Origin of the sequence: Sorangium sp. So ce131, assembly GCF_051519095.1 — a bacterium.
GTDB lineage: Bacteria > Myxococcota_A > Polyangia > Polyangiales > Polyangiaceae > Sorangium.
Genome location: NZ_CP150455.1, coordinates 2507826 through 2525733, shown reverse-complemented (window position 1 = coordinate 2525733; position 17908 = coordinate 2507826). Strand labels below are relative to the sequence as shown.

The following is a 17908-nucleotide window of genomic DNA, read 5'->3' as shown; positions in this document are numbered from 1 at the left end:
GCGCCCTGGCTCCGGCCGCCCTCCGCCGTCAGCTGCGCGGCCGGCGCCGGGGCGCGTCTCCCCAGAGTTCCTGTTCGAGACGTAGACGGTAGAGGAAGAGAGAGACCATGAGACACGCATTTCGATTCTTTGCAGGCGTCGCCGGCGGCCTCGCCATGAGCATCGCGGCGCTGCCCACCGCGCTGGCCCAGATCGCCCCCCTGGACACGAACCACGTGGTCATCATCGACCGGTCCGGGAGCATGGCCGGCACCGGCATCGATCTCGCGAAGCGCGCGGCCAAGATCTACTGGAACACGCTCGTGTCCACCAACGTGCCCCCGTCGCACTCGTTCGAGGAGATGCTCGGCATCGCGAGCTACTCCGATTATGCCTCGATCACGTACCCGCTCACGGCGACCCCGGCGTCGGGCCTCGACGCGGCGGTCGACGCGCTCGTCGCGGACGGGTCGACCTCGATCGGGGCCGGCCTGGGGCAGGCGCTCGACATGCTGGTCGCGGAGAACCCGAACAAGGGACCGCGCGAGTGCGTCATCCTGCTGTCCGACGGGCAGCACAACACGCCGCCCGCGCCGAGCGACTTCTACGCGGACTACTTCAGCCGCGTCGACGAGGTCCACTCGATCGCGCTCGGGGCGGGCGCGGACGAGGCCATGATGAGCGACATCGCCGCGAACTACGGGTACTCGCCCGGGCTCTACCTGCGCGCGGACAGCGACACGGCGCTCGACCAGCTCGAGCTCATCGGCGCGTTCAGCCGCATGGCGAACGATTGCCGTGACGGCGGGATGATCGACCGCATCTTGACCCAGGCCCTGCCGCACTCGACAGCGTGCGTGGACACGCTGGTCTCGGCGGCCGAGATCGTGGATTTCACGATGATCTACGTCGGGGACACCGCCCCCGACGTGCACCTCTTGCCGCCGTCGCTGCACCCGACGGCGATGATCACGGAGACGAACTTCGCGCAATCGGGCTCTGATCTGACGTTCTTCGCGGCCGAGAACTTCAAGCGCTTCTCGCTCAACATGACGCAGAGCTACGAGGACGGGACCTGGTGGTACTGCGCCACCAACAACTCGGATCAGACGATCTACCTCTACTCCGCCGTGTCGACCCTGGCCGACACCATCTCGCTCGACGTGACGCCGAACACGCTGCACGTCGGGCAGGCGCCGCTCGTCGTCGAGGCCGAGGTGACCCACCTCGGCGCGCCGCTGACGGGCGCCGCCGTCACGGCGGAGATGACCGCGCCGAGCGGCGCGGTCACGCCGCTGTCGTTCCACGACGACGGATCGGCCGCGCACGGCGACACGGCGGCGAACGACGGCGTCTACTCGGTGAAGTTCAACCAGTTCACGGAGTCGGGGAGCCACGAGATCACGGTGTTCGCGGACTACGCCGGCAGCGCGTCCGTCCCGATGTTCACGCGCCAGCACACGTTCGGGATCTACAAGGACCCGGCGCCGCCGTGCCAGGACCTCGGCCTGATGAGCACGGCGATCGTCACGTCCGTGAGCGGCTCGGCCTGCTTCCGGATCGACAAGGCCAACCTGCCGACGGCCTGGAACCCGGCGAACCTGACGCTGCAGATGAGCCCGACGGACGGCGTCCCGCTGAACGGCGTGAGCGTGTCCGTCAACGGCGGGGCGCCCCAGAACGCCCCGGCGAACAGCTGGTCCGCGCTGACCACGATCCCGTTCCCGGGCAGGGCGAACGACGTCATCTACCAGGTGAACACGACCGGCGCGAGGCAGCTCCGGATCCAGTGGTATCCGTGAGGTGACCCGGGGCGGCTCCGGCGCGCGCCCTCTCCCGTGGAGAGGCTCGCGCGCGCCGGCGGCCGCGCCGACGGTCGCCCGCCAACGCGGCGCCGGTGAGGTTCAGCTCACGGGCGCCGCAGCGCGCGGGACACGGAGCGCGGGCTCGCATAACCGAGCCGCGAGGCGAGCGCGCGGTGCGTGGGGTTCTGGGAGGCCAGGTAGCGGCTCGCGATCTCGGCCCGCGCCTCCGTGAGCAAGGCGCGGTGCGACGTCCCGTGCTCCCGCAGCTGCCGCTGCACCGTGCGCGAGCTCATGCCGAGGTGCTCGGCGACGCGGTCGAGGTTCGGGTTGCCGTCGGCGATGCAGTTCCGGAGGGCCTGGCGGACCTCGTCGAGGAACCCCGGCAGGGCGGCGGCCGGCGCGGCGCCGGCCGCGCCGACCGCCGCCTCCAGCCGGGCCTGCGCGCACTCCTCGAGCAGCTCGCAGAGGCGCGGGTCCGCGGAGCGGAACGGCACGTCGAGGAGCTCCCGATCGAAGACCAGCTCGTCGAAGGGGGCCTCGAACTCGACCGGCGCGCCGAAGATCCGCTCGTACTCGCCGAGGGCGCGCTCGCGGCGGTGCCGGAAGCGCACGGCCAGCGGGCGGATGTCCTCGCCGGAGAACGTCCTCGCCCGGAGCACCGTCAGGCCGGCGATGAGGTCCGACACGGCGGGCACGCCGTCCTGCGAGAAATGCCGGAAGTGGGCGCGATGCCCGACCACCTTCAAGCTCAGCACGCCGGCGCTGGCGAGCAGCGGCGCGAACCGGATCGACCGGCCCACCGCGTCGCCGAAGCGCGTGCTGTTGCGGGTGAGGTAGTCGAGCAGGTCGAGCGCGCCGACGTCGAGCGTCTCCGCGGTGTGCAGCCCGAGCAGGGGGTCGCCGCTCACCCGCTCGGCAGCGGACCAGATCTGCCGCGCCGCGCTCAGGGAGATCGGCAGCCCGCGCTGCCGGAGCGCGGCCGGCGGCAAGGCGGCGTCCCGCAGGACCACGTCGATGGGCAGCCCGAGCTTCGGCGCCGCGGAGACCAGGAGCAAGACGAAGTCCGAGAAGGCGGAGGCGGCTGGCATGCTCAGCACGGGAGAGCTCAATCAGGTTGCACCCTAGACAGGGAGACAACCCCGGACAACCGTCTCGTGCGGCAGGTCCGTGCTCCGGAATACCGAGAGGCCGCGGTCGCGCGGTGGTGGACGGCGACAGCGACCTCGAAAATTCACGCTCGTGCTGCACGATGGGCACGCGCCGCTCGCCCGCCGCGGCTCGGGCGGATCGCGCGGGCCGCGTGGCGCGTGATCAGAGCTCGGGCAGCGGCCTGTTCTTGTAGTGGTCGTGGACGAGCTTGAGGTTCTGCTGGTGCACGTCCCGGTACGGCGCGAAGGGGTGGACCCAGGCCTTCGCGGCGAGCTCCTGCACGTACTCCTCCATCGTGCCGTTCAGATAGCCCGGGTCGTGGGCGCGGCGCACCATCCTGGTGATGTAGTCGATGGTCGCGTCGATCAGGGTCTTGCCGTAACCGCCGCCCTGGATGACCGACGGATCCCCGTGGTTCGGGAAGATGGCCTCGATGTCCACCTCGCGGAGCTCCCGCAGGTTCGCCACGTGGTCGGGCAGGCCCTCGATCTCGACCATGTACGTGAGCGTATCCTCGAGTGTGTCCCCCGCGAGCAGGGCCTTGTCCGCCGGCAGGTAGAGGACGGTGCTGTCCTTGCTGTGGATGTTGACCTGGTGCAGCTCGACCCGGATGCCCCCGACGTCGAGGTCCATCCTGCCCTCGAACGTCTTCATCGGCAGCGCGAGCGGCCGGATCGAGGGCGGGCCCCACAACGTCCCGGCCTCGATCGCCGCCCGCTGCGTCGCGAGCTGGTCTCGCGTGAGGGCGCACGCGACGATCGTCGCGTCCTGATAGGCCGCGTTCCCGCCGACGTGATCCAGGTGCCAGTGGCTGTTCACCACGGTGAAGCGCTTGACGCCGCGCCCCTCCAGATGGTCCCGCGCCGGCCGGGCCTGGTCCGGGGACGTGAACGTGTCGTAGACGAGGGCCTCGTCGCCCCGGTGGATCGCGTACGTGGCGATCCCGAGCTTCATCGCGGCGTCGTCCCGCCAGTTCCACGCCGGCGTGAGCCGCTCGCCGTCCGGGTTCCGGCCGTCGAAGAAGAGGATCAGGTGGTCATTCAGGTCCTTGACGAGCATCTCCGCCCCGCTCCGCGATCGACACGCCCTGATCGCACCCCATGGCCCATGGCTCCCTCACCGCGGCGCCACGAACGCGAACGGCTCTCCGCTCGCGCGGGCGGAGAGGACCACCTCGCGCCGGGCGCCCCGGATCTTGTAGCGCAGCCAGAGGATCGGCCGCGCGTAGGTCGCGATCTCCTGCCGGAGGATCTGCCCTTCCCCCCCGAGCCCCGCGGCGGCGCTCGTCGCGCGCCGGAGCGCGTCGCCGAAGCGGTGGCCGTGGAACGTCGGCTCCGCCGCCGGCCCGCCGCGGTAGGGGCCGCCCGTCGCCCTCGGGCGTGGATCGAAGCGCAGGCAGTCGGGGAGCGCGCCGGTCTCGCCGGGCGCGAGCGCCTCGTCGAGCGCGCTCTCGAGCGCGATCGTCATCGAGGGGACGTACGTGTAGCGCAGCGTGTCGACCCGATCCTCGACGAAGCGGACGCGCGCGCGCCGCGTCCGCGCCGACCCCTCACACACCGAGCAGCGCACGAACGCCGCGCCGCCGCAGCTCGGGCAGGGCTCGACCTCCCGGTAGTCGTGGTCGAGGTGGATCTTCCCCCCGCCGTTGCAGCGCGCGCAGATCTCGCGGCCGGGGCGCGCCGGGCACATCGAGCAGGCCGCCGGCCCCTCGCCGCGCGCGGCGACGAGGACGTGGTGGCTCGCGGCGACCATGCGCGCCGGCTCGGGCGGGATCCCGGTCGGGAACGCGGCGAAGCGCTCCTCGCTCAGCTCGACGTTCTTCTCCCACATCGTGCGGCCGAGGGCGCGCGCGTCGAGCGTCACGGCGGCCAGGCGGCGCTGCTCGACGGGCTCCACCGCGAGCAGGTCGACCGCCGATCCCGGCTTGTGCCAGAGGCGCGTGCGCAGCGAGACCCCGGCGGCGCGGGCGCGCTCGATCGTGGGCAGGTAACGCTCGATCATCCCGCGCGTGTCGTTCGCCTCGCTCTGCGGTTCCCGTTCCATCAGGAGGCGCTCTGTTTACCGCGCCCTGCGCCGTTCGTCCCCGCTGCGGCCGTGCTCCGCCATCTCGTCAGGCAGTCTACTACCGCCGACGCCCCCCACGGCGCCGATGGCGGATGAGCCCGCATGCCGGCTGATCCGGCGTCCACGTCCACGTTTCCACGCCGACCTGCCGCGCCGACCTCCTGCCGCGCGCCGGCATCGACCTCGCTGGCGGGCGCCGGCTCACGTTGTCCGACGGCGGCGCCTCGAGGACGCGCGCGAGGTCCTTCGAGGCGCTAGGGTTGAGGTCTGGGCTCCTCTCCTCGGAGCCGGCGAGGCATCACGATGAGCACCCCTCAAGGCAAGTCGATCACCCGTGAGCTCAAGGTCCATGCGGCGCTGCTCGGAGGCTTCATCGCGCTCCTGTGGGCGATCGAGATCGTGGATTTCGTGGTCTTCCACGGGTCGCTGGACCGGCTCGGGATCCGCCCCCGCACGGTCCCGGGCCTCGTCGGCATCGCGCTGGCGCCGCTGCTCCACGGCGGCTTCGCGCACCTCATCGCGAACACGGTCCCGTTCCTCGCCCTCGGCTGGCTCATCCTGCTCCGCAAGACGAGCGACCTCTTCCTCGTGACCTTCGTCGCGGCCCTCGTGGGCGGCCTCGGCGTGTGGCTCACCGGGTCGGCCACCTCGGTGCATATCGGCGCGAGCGGCGTCATCTTCGGCTACTTCGGCTTCCTGCTCCTCCGCGGCTGGTTCGAGCGGAGCGCCCTCTCGATCGCGCTCTCCGCGGTCGTCGGCCTCCTCTACGGCGGCATGATCTGGGGCGTTCTCCCGACGCGGCTGGGAATCTCCTGGGAAGGCCACCTGTTCGGCTTTCTCGGCGGCGTGCTCGCGGCGCGCCTCGTCGCGGGCCGCCTGCGCGGGCGCGCCGAGGCGTCCCGCGCGCTCTCGGGCGACCGGACGCCCCGAGGCGCGCTCGCGGGCCGCCGGGCGCGCTGAGGAGCGCCCGCTGCGCCGCCGGGTCGCGCCGCGCCGCGAGGGCGCTTGCAAGCCGCGCCCCGGTGATCTTCTGATGCGCACAGGATGCGAGGTCCGGCGGTCCGTCTTTCTGTCATCGGCGTGGAGGCGCGGCTCGCCGCGCTGCATCGCGAGCTCGAGGCGTGCCGTGCCTGCCCGAAGATGCTCGGGCCGGTCGTCCACGGCCCGGCCGTTCCGAGCCGGATCCTGCTCATCGGCCAGGCGCCCGGCCCGCGCGAGGGCCGGCTCGGCCGCCCGTTCGCGTGGACGGCGGGGCGCACCCTGTTCCGCTGGTTCGAGGCGGCGCTCGGCGTCGGCGAGGACGAGTTCCGGCGGCGCGTCTACATGTCGGCCGTCGCCCGCTGCTTCCCCGGCAAGGCCCGGGGCGGCGGCGATCGCAAGCCGGATCCCGAGGAGATCCTGCGCTGCCGGACCCACCTCGAGCGCGAGGTCGAGATCCTCGAGCCGCGGCTGATCCTGCCGGTCGGCGCCCTGGCCGTGGAGCAGGTGCTCGGCCATCGAGGGCCGCTCGCGGCCGTGATCGGCGAGGTGCGCCGGGCGCGTTACCACGGCGTCGACGCCGACGTCCTCTGCCTGCCGCACCCGAGCGGCGCGTCGACCTGGCACAGGACGGAGCCGGGGATCTCGCTGCTGGGCCGCGCGCTCCGCCTCCTCGCGGAGCACCCGGAGATCGCGCGGGCGTTCGCCGGCGCCTCCCCCGCGGCGCCTCCCGGGCCTCCGCTGCCACGCTGACGCGGCTCCGGCCTCCTTCGGGTGGCCGCTCGGGCGCCCACCGACGGTCACCCGCGCTGTCGCCACGTTCGCCGCGCTGTCGGTTTGCTCCCGCCAAGTCGGATTGACATTGTGGCAGGGTGAGCCGTTGCGCGCGGGCTCGGCGTGTCCAAATTGGCAGGATGGCCCCCCGACAGCGCGTGATCCAGGCGGCGCCGCGGGCGACGGCTTGCTGGCATACGGCTCGCATTCTCGCAGGAAGAGCGTGGACGAACGTGGAATAGACCCGAGGCGACAACCGTCGACCGAGGTGGCGGCGCCGGACATCACCGGACGCACGCGGCGAACAAGCGCTGGAATCAAAGGCAGGTAGCACCATGTTGCAGAGCATCCGGAAGTTGAATGAAGGCAGCCTCCTCCAGCGCACGTTGCTGCACATCGGGGTGTTCGTCGCCGGCTCGGCGACCGTGGTCGCGCTGACGAGCGTGGCGCTCGTGTCGACCGCGAAGGCGGTCTTTCCGCCGCACGGCGGGGCCGAGGCCAGCGCCGAGGAGACGACGCAGGAGGCGGAGGGCGACGCGGACTCGAGCGCGCCCGAAGCCGCGGCCGACACCGCCGGCGCGAAGAAGACGTTCGCGCAGATGCGCGTCGCGAACCGCCGCGAGAGCGCCGCCATCCGCTGATCGCGGAGGCGCCCTCCGCGGCGCCCCGAGCGCCGCACCGTCCGCCATCTCCCGCCGCGGCCTGAGCGCCGCGCCCTCCGCCACGCCCGCGCGCCGGCGCGCCGACCGGTCTCCCTGACAGAGGACCTCGGCGCCGCCGCCGACACCGCTGCGGGAATTCGCCCCGGATCAGGAGAGAAAACGCCAAGGCGCCAAGGCGCCAAGGACGCCAAGACGAGAGGAAAGGGCCGTTCTGGCATTTCCTTCTTCGATCTCCCTGGTTTCTTGGCGCCCGTGGCGTCCTGGCGGCTCGCGTCCCAGCCCGACGTTTCGCGGCAGCGCGAACACGCCGCCCGACGCGCCGTTTGACAGCAACCTGTCAACATGACAATATCTTGCATATGGCCCGGCTCACGGCGGCGGCGGCCGCGTTCAGCGAGCTCGTGATCGAGGTGTTCCGCCTGAACGGCCTGGCGCTCGAGGCCGGGGACCGCCTGGCGAAGCCGGCGGGGCTCACCAGCGCGCGCTGGCAGGTGCTCGGCGTCGTGGACCACGGCCCGGCGCCGGTCTCCAACGTCGCGCGGGTGATGGGGCTCTCGCGCCAGAGCGTGCAGCAGGTCGCGGACGTGCTCCAGCGCGACGGGTTCGTCGAGTACGCCGAGAACCCGCACCACCGCACCGCCAAGCTCATCGCGATCACGGCGGCGGGGCGCGAGGCCCTGCGGCAGGTCGAGGCGCGCCAGGCCGCGTGGGCGGACCGCCTGGGCAAGCAGATCGACCTCCCGAGCCTGCGCGCGGCCGTGGACGCGCTCCGGAAGGCCCGGGAGGTCCTCGAACAGGACGCCTCGTCGCCCGCGCGACGGGGGCGAGAGGGGTGAGCCGATGGGCCAAGCGATGACGATTCCCGTGCTTCCGTGCGCCTCGATGCCCGAGACGCTGGCGTTCTACCGGGCCCTCGGCTTCGAGGTCACCCACGAGCAGACGTCGCCGAACGTGTACGCAGCGACGCGCCGGGGCGATGTCCACCTGCACTTCATGGGCCTCAAGCGGCTGAATCCAGCGGAGTCCTACAGCACGTGCCTGGTGATCGTCCCGGAGGTCGAGCGCCTGCACGAGACGTTCGCGGAGGGCCTGCGAAAGGCGTACGGCAAAGTGCCGCTCGCGGGACAGCCCCGGATCTCGCGGATGAAGAAGGGGCAGAGTCGCTTCACGGTGGTCGACGTCGCCGGCAACTCGGTGATCTTCATCCGGCAGGGCGCGCCGGACGACTACGACGAGGGGGACCCCGGCTCGCGCTCGGAGACCCGGCTCGGCCGGGCGCTGCGCGCGGCGGCGCGCCTGCGCGACTTCAAGAACGACGACGCCGCGGCGGCCAAGGTCCTCGACGTGGCGCTCGCCCGGGACGAGCCGGCCGCCCCGATCGAGCGCGCCCGCGCCCTGGCGGCCCGGGCCGAGCTCGCGGTCGTGCTGGGGGATCCAGAGCGCGCCCGGTCCCTGCGCGCCGAGCTCGACGAGGTGCCGCTCTCCGGCGAGGAGCGCGCGCAGATCCAGCGCGACCTGGGCGCCATCGACGCGCTCACGCCGGGCGGCGAAGGGCGCCCCGGCGCGAGGTGAACGTCAGGGCTGCAGCGTGATGAGGAACGCGCCGCGGCCGCCGACGCTCGTCATCAACACGTCTTGCCCGAACGTCATGGTGCCCGCGAACGTGCCTGTCAGCGCGATGTTCCCGAGCGCATCGACCGCGACGGCCTCGGGGATCTGGTCCATCGTGCCGCCGAAGTGCTTCACCCAGGCCGACTTTCCCGACGGCTTGAGCTTCACCAGGAACGCGTCCTCGCCGCCGGCGGCGACCAGGCGAGTCCCTCCGATGGTGATGTCCCCCCGGAACTGGCCGGTCACGAGCACGTTGCCCGCCCCGTCGACCGCAACCCCCAGGGCCTTCTGAGGGCCCTCGCCGGGATACATGTCGCGCCAGAGGGTCGTGGCGTCGGCGCCGAACGCGGCGACGACCACATCGGTGTCGTCGGCGCTCGACAAGGGCTCTCCGCCGAGGCCGATCGTCCCGGCGGCGCCCCCCGCGACATAGATTTTCCCGTCGTCGCCCGCCGCGACCGCCGTGAACTCCTGATCCAGGGTGTCGCCGTAGACCCTGTCCCACGACGTGTTGCCCTCCGCGTCGAGCTTCACCATGAACGCGTCCTGGCTGGAGGACAGGCGCGACCCTCTTCCGAAATTCACCGTGCCCGAGAAGCTGCCGACCACGACCGCGCCGCCGTCCGGCGTGGCCGCGACGTCCTGAGCGCGCTGGGTGCTCGTATCGCCGTAGGCCCTGCTCCAGAGGAGACGCCCATCGGGGCTGATCTTCGCCACGAAGATGTCCTCGCCGCCGCCGGCGCCCAGCGTCTCGTCGAAGATGGTGACCCGGTTGACGATCGTGCCCGCGATGAAGACGCCGCCGTCTCGATCCACGGAGAGCCCGTGGACGGCGTCGACGCCCATGCCGCCGATGTGCCCCAGCCAGAGCAGGTTGCCGTCGCTGTCGAGCTTCGCCACGAAGATGTCCGTGCTGCCGCCCACGCTGTTGAGCTGATTGCCGTCGAACGAGACGTTGTTCTGGAAGGTCCCGGCGATGATCACGGTGCCGTCCGGGCGGCTCGCCACGAGCCTTCCGTGGTCCGTGCCCGAGGCGCCGAAGACCTTGATCATCGGCTCGGTCGTCCCGTCGAGGGGGCGCCTGAGGAAGAAGGCGTCCGTGGCTCCCATGCTGCCGGCGGTGCCCATCCGCCCGGTGAAGCCCCCCGCGACCAGCACGTTTCCCTTGCCGTCGAAGGTGACGTCGTGCCCCTCCTCGTCGCCGCCATCCCCGAGCTCGGTGCTCTCCACGAGCTCTCCGATACACAGGGGGGCACCGCCGTCGCAGGTCTCGTCGATGGCCTCCGTCTCGCAGCTCTCGGCGGCGGGGCGCACGTCGCCGTCGCAATCGCCGTCTCGCAGACAGCCGCCCTTGCACGCGCCGACGTCCTTCGTCCCGGGGGGGCCGAAATAACAAGGCTCGCAGGGCGGCTCGACGCCGCTGGAGGCGGACGTCGTCGCCGAGCCGCCCGCGCCGCCGCCGCCGTCGTTGCCGCCGTCGCTGCCTCCGCCGCCCGCGCCGCTGACGACGCCCGGCAAGATCACGCCCTTGTCGAAGCACCCGCCCAGCGCACAGACCACGGCGAGCGCGCTGCCCCAGAAAAGCAAGCCGCTGCGTTGCATCAAAAGACCCCTGCGATCCCCGCGCCCCAGGGCGTTATCCACGGGCGGAGCGCCGCGCCCCTGGGCGCCGGCGCGGACGGCGCGGTGAGCAGCAGCGCGACCCCGCCCGCGACGAGCGCGCCGCCGACGATGAAGGCCGGCGCGGGGACGAGCCGAACCGCGTTGTACGATCCCAGCTTGTCGCGCGCCTCCGGCGTGTCCGGGCACTCGACGTCCTCGTTGCACCCGAGGTCGATGAGATCGCTGCGCAGCCCGCTGGTGACGCCGAACGTGATGCCCCCGAGGACGAGCCCCGCCGCGCCGGTGCCGACCGCGGCCCAGCCGAGCGTGCGGTGCAGGAGGGCCGGCGCGGGGCCCGCGTCAGGTCCGCGCCCAGGCCCGGGGCCGGGGCCGCCGGGACCGGGCCGCGGGGCGGGAAAGTCGAGCACGACGGTCGCCTCCTGGCGCTCCGACAGCGTGACCTCCCGCCGGACGCCGCGGCCCGCCCACGCGCCGTCGACGACGTGGGCCCCGGGGTTGATCGGCCGGAGGACCCCCACGAGCGCAGCCGGCACGGGCTTCTGGTCGATGGAGACCTGCACCTCGCGCTCCGGGGCGCCGCGCACCGCGACGGCGAGCCTGGGCACGCGCGGCCGGAGCTCCTCGTACGCCCTCGCGGCGTCGGCGACCGCCGCCTTGAAGGCGTCGCTGGCCGAGGCGTCGAGCGGCATGCGGCTCACCTGCAGGTAGCGCTCGGAGGCCTCGACGAGCTGCCCGAGCTGCTCGAGGCAACGCGCCGCGTGCAGCCCGAGCGTGGGCGCCTTGAACAGCGCCTCGGCGCGCTCGAACCGGTCGAGCGCCGCCGCGTACTGGCCCTTGTCGAAGAGGTCGAGGCCCTCCTCCGCGAGCGCGCGGGCGGCGCTCACGGTGGCTGGATCGACGTCTGCCGCCCGCGCCGGCGCGGCGCCCGCGAGCGCGAGCGCGAGCGCGAGCGCTGCGGTCCGAAGGGCCCTCGATCGTGCGTTCATGCGCGTTCTCAGAAGCCGATGCGAGGGTCCGTGGCAGGCCGCTTCGCGCCGGCGGAGGAGGGCGCGGCCGTGGACGAGGCCCTGGTCCGCTGGGCGGAAGGCTCGGCCTTGCTCGGTCGAGCGGGCGCCGTCGCGGTCCGCGCGTGCGGCGCCCCGGCCGCGGTCGCCGCCGGGGTCCTGGCCGGCCGCGCGGGGCCTCCCGGGTCCAGAGGCGCCGCCGTCGCCGCGGCCACCACGTCCTTGGAGGGAGCGATCTCGGGCGCTGCCTTGGCCAGCGCGGCCTCCGCCGCGGGGGCGCCGTCCGCCGCGCCGTCCGCCGGAGCCGGCGGCGCCGCCTCGATCGCGGGCGAAAGCGCCGCGTGGGAGGGCGGCTCGGGCGGGGTCGGGTCGCTGCGCAGCGGGCGCGAGCCCAGGAAGAGCCCGGCGACCAGGATCGCGGCCGCGAGGCCGACCACGGCCGCGGTCCTCGCGGCGCTGCGGCGAGGCTTCCAGGCGAGGATCTCCTCGTCGCTCACGACGGGCGGCCGCAGCGCGACGGCCGCCGCGGCCGACGGCGGCCCCGGAGGCTCGTCCGGCGCGGCGGCGCTCGGCGCGTCGTCCGCCGCGCTCGCCGCGCTCGCCATGCCCGGCACGGACACCAGCGAGGCCCTCCCGGCCTCCTGCGCCTCGCCGGCCGGCAGGAGCACGGCGCGCAGCGCGTCGGCCATCGCGGTCGCCGAGGAGAACCGCTGGTTCGGGTCGCGGTTGCACGCCTGCATGAACCACTCGTCGAAGCCGGGCGGCACGGGGCCGGACGCGACCTGCGAGGGGACGGGCAGCGGCGACGTGCAGATCTCGAGGATCATCGCGCCGGGGGTCTCGGCCGTCATCACCGTGCGGCCGCACACGCACTCGAAGGCGATGATCCCGAGCGCCCACAGGTCCGCCCGGGAATCGACCGACTCGCCCTTCGCCTGCTCCGGGCTCATGTACGGCAGGGTCCCGATCAGCACCCCGGCCTGCGTCCCCATGCCCTCGCCGCCGAACAGCGACGTCTTCGCGACGCCGAAATCGAGGACCTTGGCGACCTCGCGGTCGTCGTCGCGGGCGAGGAAGATGTTGTCGGGCTTGAGGTCGCGGTGGATGATGCCGGCCTCGTGGGCCTTGCGGACCGCGCGCGCGACGTCCGCGAAGATGCGCGCCGTATCGGCCGGGGGGAGCGCGCCGACGCGCTCGATCCGGTGCGCGAGATCCTCACCTTCGAGGAGCTCCATCGCGATGAACGGGACGTCTTCATTATCGACGCCGTAATCGAGGGTGTGCACGACGTTCGGGCTGCGGAGCGCCGCCGCCGCCTGCGCCTCCTGGTAGAAGCGCGCGCGCACCGCCTCGTCCTTCGCGTAGAGCGGGCCGAGCATCTTGATCGCCACCGGCGAGCCGAGCGTGAGGTCGTCCGCGCGCCAGACGGTGCCCATGCTGCCCGAGCTGAGCGAGCGGACCAGCCGGTAACGGCCAGCCAGCACCTGCCCCTTCAGCCCCAACGCGTTCGTCGTCATTGTCGCGTGACCTGTGGTGCGCGCGTGGCTTCCCCTACGCTGGTAATTGTACAATACCGGTTAACAGGAGCAACGGAATAGACTGAAAGTCTACGGGGCCTGGCACGAAGCGTCAATCGTGCCGCACGCGCCTCGGGCTCGCAGGCTGCGCTGGAGCACCGGACAGGTAGAAACGCCGCGCAAGCGAGATGTGTTTGAACCACAGAGGCACAGAGGGGACAACAACAAAAGCTCTGTGCGGCCGCCGTTCGCTCGCGGGCTTCACGCCGTTCTCCTCGCCTCCTCGCCCTCGCCGCCGCCGCCGCGCTTCGCGCTTCCCCTGCGCGCCGCAGAGCGGCGCCGCGCTGCGCGGCGCGCCACGCCCGATCACGGCCGTCTACGGAGCGCCCTGCTGTTACGAAGGAAATTCCTGAGCAACTCCGGATGTCAAGACCAAACTGCATCCCTCGCTGGAGTACCCGCCAGCACAACGCGGCACATTGAACGACAGCGGTGGTCTGCAGGTCGTCGGTCAGCGGGCCAGTCGTCCGCCGGCGGGTTATGGCCGGGATCACCCTTTTGATTTCAGCGAGACAACGCCGGAGAGCGCGAAAAGCCCGCCCGTGAACAGGGGCGCGCGCCCGCGAGCGCCCCTGCCGCCGCAGCGCGGCTCAGCCGAGGATGCCTCGCGCCCGGGCGATCGCCTCGATCGAGGGCCTGCGCCGCTCGAGCTCCTCGACGTCCTTGACGGGGAGGAACCGGGCGCCGAGGCCCTCGCGCGGCACGCGCAGGAACCGCGCCGGGAGGCCGAACGTGATCTCGTTCAGGATGCGCTCGAACTGGATCGCCTTGCGCTCGCCCACCTTCTTCTCGACCTCGACGTAGACCCACTCCATCTGGAGCGCGTCGAGCGCCTCGGCGCTGGCCAGGAACGTGTTCGTGTTGAAGACGGGGACGACCTTCGGATCGAAGCCGATCGGCAGCCGGAAATCCTCCGCGATGACAGGGCGGCCGTTCCACCGCATCGGGCCGCCGCCCTTGTCGCCGCCCTTGTCGACCACCTCGACCGTGAGCGGGCCGCCGTGGCCGAGGTGCCAGCCGAGGATGGCCGGATCCACGGTCGCGCCGAGGTTGTCGAGGTTGGCGATCCAGACGGTCTTGCCGCCGCGGGCGATGAAGCGGCCGAGCAGGCCGCTCTCCCGGAGCGCGTCCGGTAAGTCGCCGTGACCGGTCGCGTAGACGCTCGGCTCGCCGCCCTCGTCCAGGAACAGCCCGCCTTCGGGGGTCAGGCGCAGCGAGACGTGCTGCTCGAAGGTGGTGCAACGATCGTCACCGCCCTGGAGGCGCGCGCCGAGCGCCTCGCGGATCGGGCCGTTCGTCGCCTCGCTGGTCATGAGCCACAGCGGCACCGGGGCGCCCAGCGCGCGCCGGAGGTGATCGCTCTCGGCGAGGCGGAGGTCGAGGAACGTCCGGCCGGGCAGCACCTCGACGAGCGCCTTGACCACGCCGCCCATACGCGTGGCCATGCCGCCGGCGAGCACGCAGAGGGCGACCTCCCCGCGCTGGAGCGCGGCCAGGCCGGCCTCGCGGCAACGCGCGTGCTCGGGCGTGCCCTCGGCGGGCATGTCGACGACGTCGCCGGGCGCCGGGGGCAGGACCGTGCCCGGGAGGCGGTTCCGGGCGTCCCGGTCCTTGCCGATGGAGGCGGCCCACCGGGCGACGCGGTCGGGATCGAAGCCGCGCGCCCGGAGGCGCTCGAGGAGGGAGGTGGGGAGTGCGGCGATCTGCTCGTGAAGGGCTGTCACGAGCTCCGTGAAAGCACGCGGCGACCGGCGCGGCAACCGCCGTTCGCGGGGCGAGCAGCGGCTCCCGCCGAGCGCCGAGGGAGCGAACCACGCCAGTCGACGCGGGGAGCGCCCGGCAACGGCCCAGTCCGCCATCTGGCACGCTCCTCCGCGCAAACAGCTCAGCTCGCCTTCCGGGCTCGCGGTGAGCTCGCGGTGAGGTCGAGATCAGGGGGAGTCAGGACGAACGCGCCGCGCGCGCCGACGACAGCGGCGCTGCGCGAGGTCGAGGCGCGCCGACTCCCGTGTGCCGCGAAACCTGCAGTCACCCGGGAAAACGCACGATCTCCGCGCTGCTGGTGATTGGGTTCGAGCCGCTCGCGCAACCATGGGAGGGCCTATGAAAATGCTCCTCGCACCTCGAGCACGGCCGGCGGCTGGGCCACCGGCGTCGAGGGCGAGGCTTTGCCCGCGGCTCGCCGTCGCGCGCCGCGCCGCTTGAAAGGACTTACCATGCGAACTCGCTTATCCGCCGCCACGGCTGCCGCGCTCGTGCTCCTCGGAGCGTGTGTCATCGAGGACGCCTCCGAGCTCCAGGGAGAGCTCGAATCCCAGGAAGGCTGGGAGCAGCCGCTCTCGGGCGACGGGCTGGACGCCACGCTGGCGGTCACCTCGGACTGGGGAACCGGGTACTGCGCCGAGGTCGCCATCCGGAATGCCGGGACGGCGACGACCACGAGCTGGCGGGTCGTCACCAACCTGAACGGCTCCTCCATGTCGAACTCCTGGAACGCGACCACGAGCGTGATCGGGTCGCAGCTGATCGCGGTCGCCGGGGCCCACAACGCGACCCTGGCCCCCGGCGCATCGGCGGGCTTCGGGTTCTGCGCGTCGGCGAGCGGCTCGACGCAGCGTCCAACCCTCGCCAGCGTGACGGCCGGCGGATCGAGCAGCAGCAGCGCCAGCAGCAGCAGCAGCGCCAGCAGCAGCAGCGCCAGCAGCAGCAGCGCCAGCAGCAGCAGTTCGGGCGGGGGCGGCAGCGGCGGCGCTGGCGGCTCCGGTGGTGCCGGCGGCAGCGGCGGCTCCGGCGGTGCCGGCGGCAGCGGCGGCTCCACGGGCACTGGAGGGGGGACGGGAGGTTCCGGCGGCTCCGCGCCGAGCGGCCATTACCAGATGGAGGACCTCGACCGCGGCGTGGTCGCCGTCAGGGTGTCCAACGGCGTTTACGTCGGATGGAGAATGTTCGGTTACGAATACGACGCGACGAACCCGAGCGCCATCTCGTACGATGTGTTCCGGAACGGCACGCGGATCGCCAACGTCACGAACAGCACCAACTACCTCGATCGCGACGGCTCGGCCACGTCGACGTACTCGGTCAAGGCGGTCGTGGGCGGCGTCGCTCAGGCGAGCTCGCCCGCCGTCGCCACCTGGGGCCAGAACTACCTGCGCATCCCCATCGAGAAGCCCGCCTCCGGGACGACGCCATCGCGGTGCGACAACGCAGGGGAGAGCTACTCGTACTCGGCGAACGACGCGAGCACCGGTGACGTGGACGGCGACGGGACGTACGAGATCCTCCTCAAGTGGGATCCTTCGAACGCGAAGGACAACTCCCAGGCCGGCTGCACGGGGCCCGTCTACCTCGACGCGTACAAGCTCGACGGGCGGCGGCTCTGGCGCGTCGACCTCGGGAGGAACATCCGCGCGGGCGCGCATTACACGCAGTTCGTCGTGTACGACTTCGACGGCGACGGGAGCGCCGAGGTCGCGGTGAAGACCGCGCCGGGCACGCGCGACGGGACGGGCGCGTACCTGCGCCGAGGGCCCGCCGCCTCGGACGACGACGCCGCGGACCACAGGAACGCCGCAGGGTACGTGCTCAGCGGGCCGGAGTACCTGACCGTGTTCGGCGGCGCGACCGGCGCGGAGCTCGCGACCGTCGCCTTCGACGTGCCCCGCGGGACGGTCTCCTCCTGGGGGGACAACTATGGCAACCGCGTCGATCGGTTCCTCGCGAGCGCGGCGTTCGTGAGCGACCTCGGGACAGGCCAGGGCGCGAGCGGCAGGCCGGCGATCCTGATGGCCCGCGGGTACTACACGCGCGCCACCATCACCGCCTGGAGCTTCCGGGGCGGCAGCCTCACCCAGATCTGGAAGGCGGACAGCAACACGAACACGGCGTACACGGGCCAGGGCGCCCACTCGATGGTCGTGGCCGACGTCGACAACGACGGCGCGCAGGAGGTGATCTACGGGGCGTCCACGATCGACAGCAACGGCACCCGGAAGTGCTCGACGGCGCTCGGGCACGGGGACGCGCTCCACGTGAGCGACTTCGTCCTCTCACGCCCGGGGCTCGAGGTGTTCATGCCGCACGAGGACGGCAGCAAGCCGACCTACGACATCCACGACGCGAACACCTGCGCCGTGCTCAAGCAGGGGCCCGTCACGGGCGCCGACACCGGGCGCGGCGTGGCCGCCGACGTGCTCGCGAGCAACCCCGGCGCCGAGATGTGGACCAACTCCACAGGAGGCCTCCTGTCCGCCACCACCGGGTCGAACGTCGGGTCTCAGCCCGCGTCCGCCAACTTCCTGATCTGGTGGGACGCGGACGAGCTGCGCGAGCTGCAAAACAACACCTCGATCACCAAGTACGCCGGGGGCACGCTGCTCGGCTGCAGCGCGTGCGCCTCGAACAACGGGACGAAATCCACGCCGACGCTCACGGCCGATCTGCTCGGGGACTGGCGGGAGGAGATCGTGTGGCGCGAGTCCGACAGCTCGGCGCTGCGGCTGTACACCACGACCGACGTGACGACGCGGCGGATCTACACCCTGATGCACGATCCGCAGTACCGCATGCAGATCACGTCCGAGCAGACCGCGTACAACCAGCCGCCCCACCCGAGCTTCCACATCGGCGGCGGCATGGCCGCGCCGCCCAGGCCGGACATCCACGTTCGGTAGCGGCGAGCA

14 protein-coding genes are annotated in these 17908 nt (G+C 72.4%); 7 read left to right on the top strand and 7 right to left on the bottom strand.

Annotated elements, in window-relative coordinates; translation table 11 throughout:
* The first annotated feature begins 107 nt into the window (after positions 1–107).
* Entirely contained in the window at positions 108–1781 is a 1674-nt protein-coding gene (locus WMF43_RS09330) for a VWA domain-containing protein (RefSeq protein ID WP_437679130.1), read from the top strand.
* Positions 1782–1888: 107 nt separating this feature from the next.
* Here WMF43_RS09330 and WMF43_RS09325 read toward each other — a convergent pair whose 3' ends face one another.
* The 3 genes from WMF43_RS09325 to WMF43_RS09315 form a co-directional block, all read right to left on the bottom strand.
* On the bottom strand, positions 1889–2872 hold the full coding sequence (locus WMF43_RS09325; protein ID WP_437683979.1) for an AraC family transcriptional regulator ligand-binding domain-containing protein: 984 nt from the start codon (positions 2870–2872) through the stop codon (positions 1889–1891).
* 223 nt (positions 2873–3095) lie between these two features.
* On the bottom strand, positions 3096–3992 hold the full coding sequence (locus WMF43_RS09320; protein ID WP_437679129.1) for an MBL fold metallo-hydrolase: 897 nt from the start codon (positions 3990–3992) through the stop codon (positions 3096–3098).
* A gap of 57 nt (positions 3993–4049) precedes the next feature.
* Positions 4050–4976 (bottom strand): hypothetical protein, encoded by a 927-nt coding sequence (locus WMF43_RS09315; RefSeq protein ID WP_437679128.1) that lies wholly within the window; start codon positions 4974–4976, stop codon positions 4050–4052.
* Between the two features lie 324 nt (positions 4977–5300).
* Between WMF43_RS09315 and WMF43_RS09310 the strand changes: the two genes are divergently transcribed.
* The 5 genes from WMF43_RS09310 to WMF43_RS09290 all read left to right on the top strand — a co-directional run bounded on the left by WMF43_RS09310 (position 5301) and on the right by WMF43_RS09290 (position 8983).
* Positions 5301–5957 carry a rhomboid family intramembrane serine protease gene (locus WMF43_RS09310; protein WP_437679127.1) on the top strand — a complete coding sequence of 219 codons (657 nt, stop codon included), beginning with the start codon at positions 5301–5303 and terminating at the stop codon, positions 5955–5957.
* Positions 5958–6041: 84 nt separating this feature from the next.
* A complete protein-coding gene (locus WMF43_RS09305) occupies positions 6042–6728 on the top strand; it encodes a uracil-DNA glycosylase family protein (RefSeq protein ID WP_437679126.1) in 687 nt (228 codons plus the stop codon).
* 356 nt (positions 6729–7084) lie between these two features.
* Positions 7085–7390 carry a hypothetical protein gene (locus WMF43_RS09300; protein ID WP_437679125.1) on the top strand — a complete coding sequence of 102 codons (306 nt, stop codon included), beginning with the start codon at positions 7085–7087 and terminating at the stop codon, positions 7388–7390.
* A 380-nt stretch (positions 7391–7770) separates the two neighbouring features.
* Positions 7771–8247, top strand: coding sequence for a MarR family winged helix-turn-helix transcriptional regulator (locus tag WMF43_RS09295; RefSeq protein ID WP_437679124.1), 477 nt, complete (start codon positions 7771–7773; stop codon positions 8245–8247).
* Between the two features lie 16 nt (positions 8248–8263).
* On the top strand, positions 8264–8983 hold the full coding sequence (locus WMF43_RS09290) for a hypothetical protein (protein ID WP_437679123.1): 720 nt from the start codon (positions 8264–8266) through the stop codon (positions 8981–8983).
* Between the two features lie 3 nt (positions 8984–8986).
* On the opposite strand, the gene WMF43_RS09285 is transcribed toward WMF43_RS09290, so the two are convergent.
* The 4 genes from WMF43_RS09285 to WMF43_RS09270 form a co-directional block, all read right to left on the bottom strand.
* Complete coding sequence (locus WMF43_RS09285) at positions 8987–10624, bottom strand: SBBP repeat-containing protein (protein WP_437679122.1); 1638 nt, start codon at positions 10622–10624, stop codon at positions 8987–8989.
* Positions 10624–11631 carry a tetratricopeptide repeat protein gene (locus WMF43_RS09280; RefSeq protein WP_437679121.1) on the bottom strand — a complete coding sequence of 336 codons (1008 nt, stop codon included), beginning with the start codon at positions 11629–11631 and terminating at the stop codon, positions 10624–10626. Before WMF43_RS09280 ends, WMF43_RS09285 begins: the two co-directional genes overlap by 1 nt.
* An 8-nt stretch (positions 11632–11639) precedes the next feature.
* The gene (locus tag WMF43_RS09275) at positions 11640–13166 is read right to left on the bottom strand and encodes a serine/threonine-protein kinase (protein ID WP_437679120.1); all 1527 of its coding nucleotides are present in this window, start codon (positions 13164–13166) and stop codon (positions 11640–11642) included.
* A 650-nt stretch (positions 13167–13816) separates the two neighbouring features.
* Positions 13817–14950, bottom strand: a complete 1134-nt coding sequence (locus WMF43_RS09270) for a UTP--glucose-1-phosphate uridylyltransferase (RefSeq protein ID WP_437679119.1) — start codon at positions 14948–14950, stop codon at positions 13817–13819.
* 492 nt (positions 14951–15442) lie between these two features.
* Between WMF43_RS09270 and WMF43_RS09265 the strand changes: the two genes are divergently transcribed.
* Positions 15443–17899: a cellulose binding domain-containing protein gene (locus WMF43_RS09265; RefSeq protein WP_437679118.1), complete on the top strand. Its 2457-nt coding sequence runs from the start codon at positions 15443–15445 to the stop codon at positions 17897–17899.
* Positions 17900–17908 lie beyond the last annotated feature (9 nt).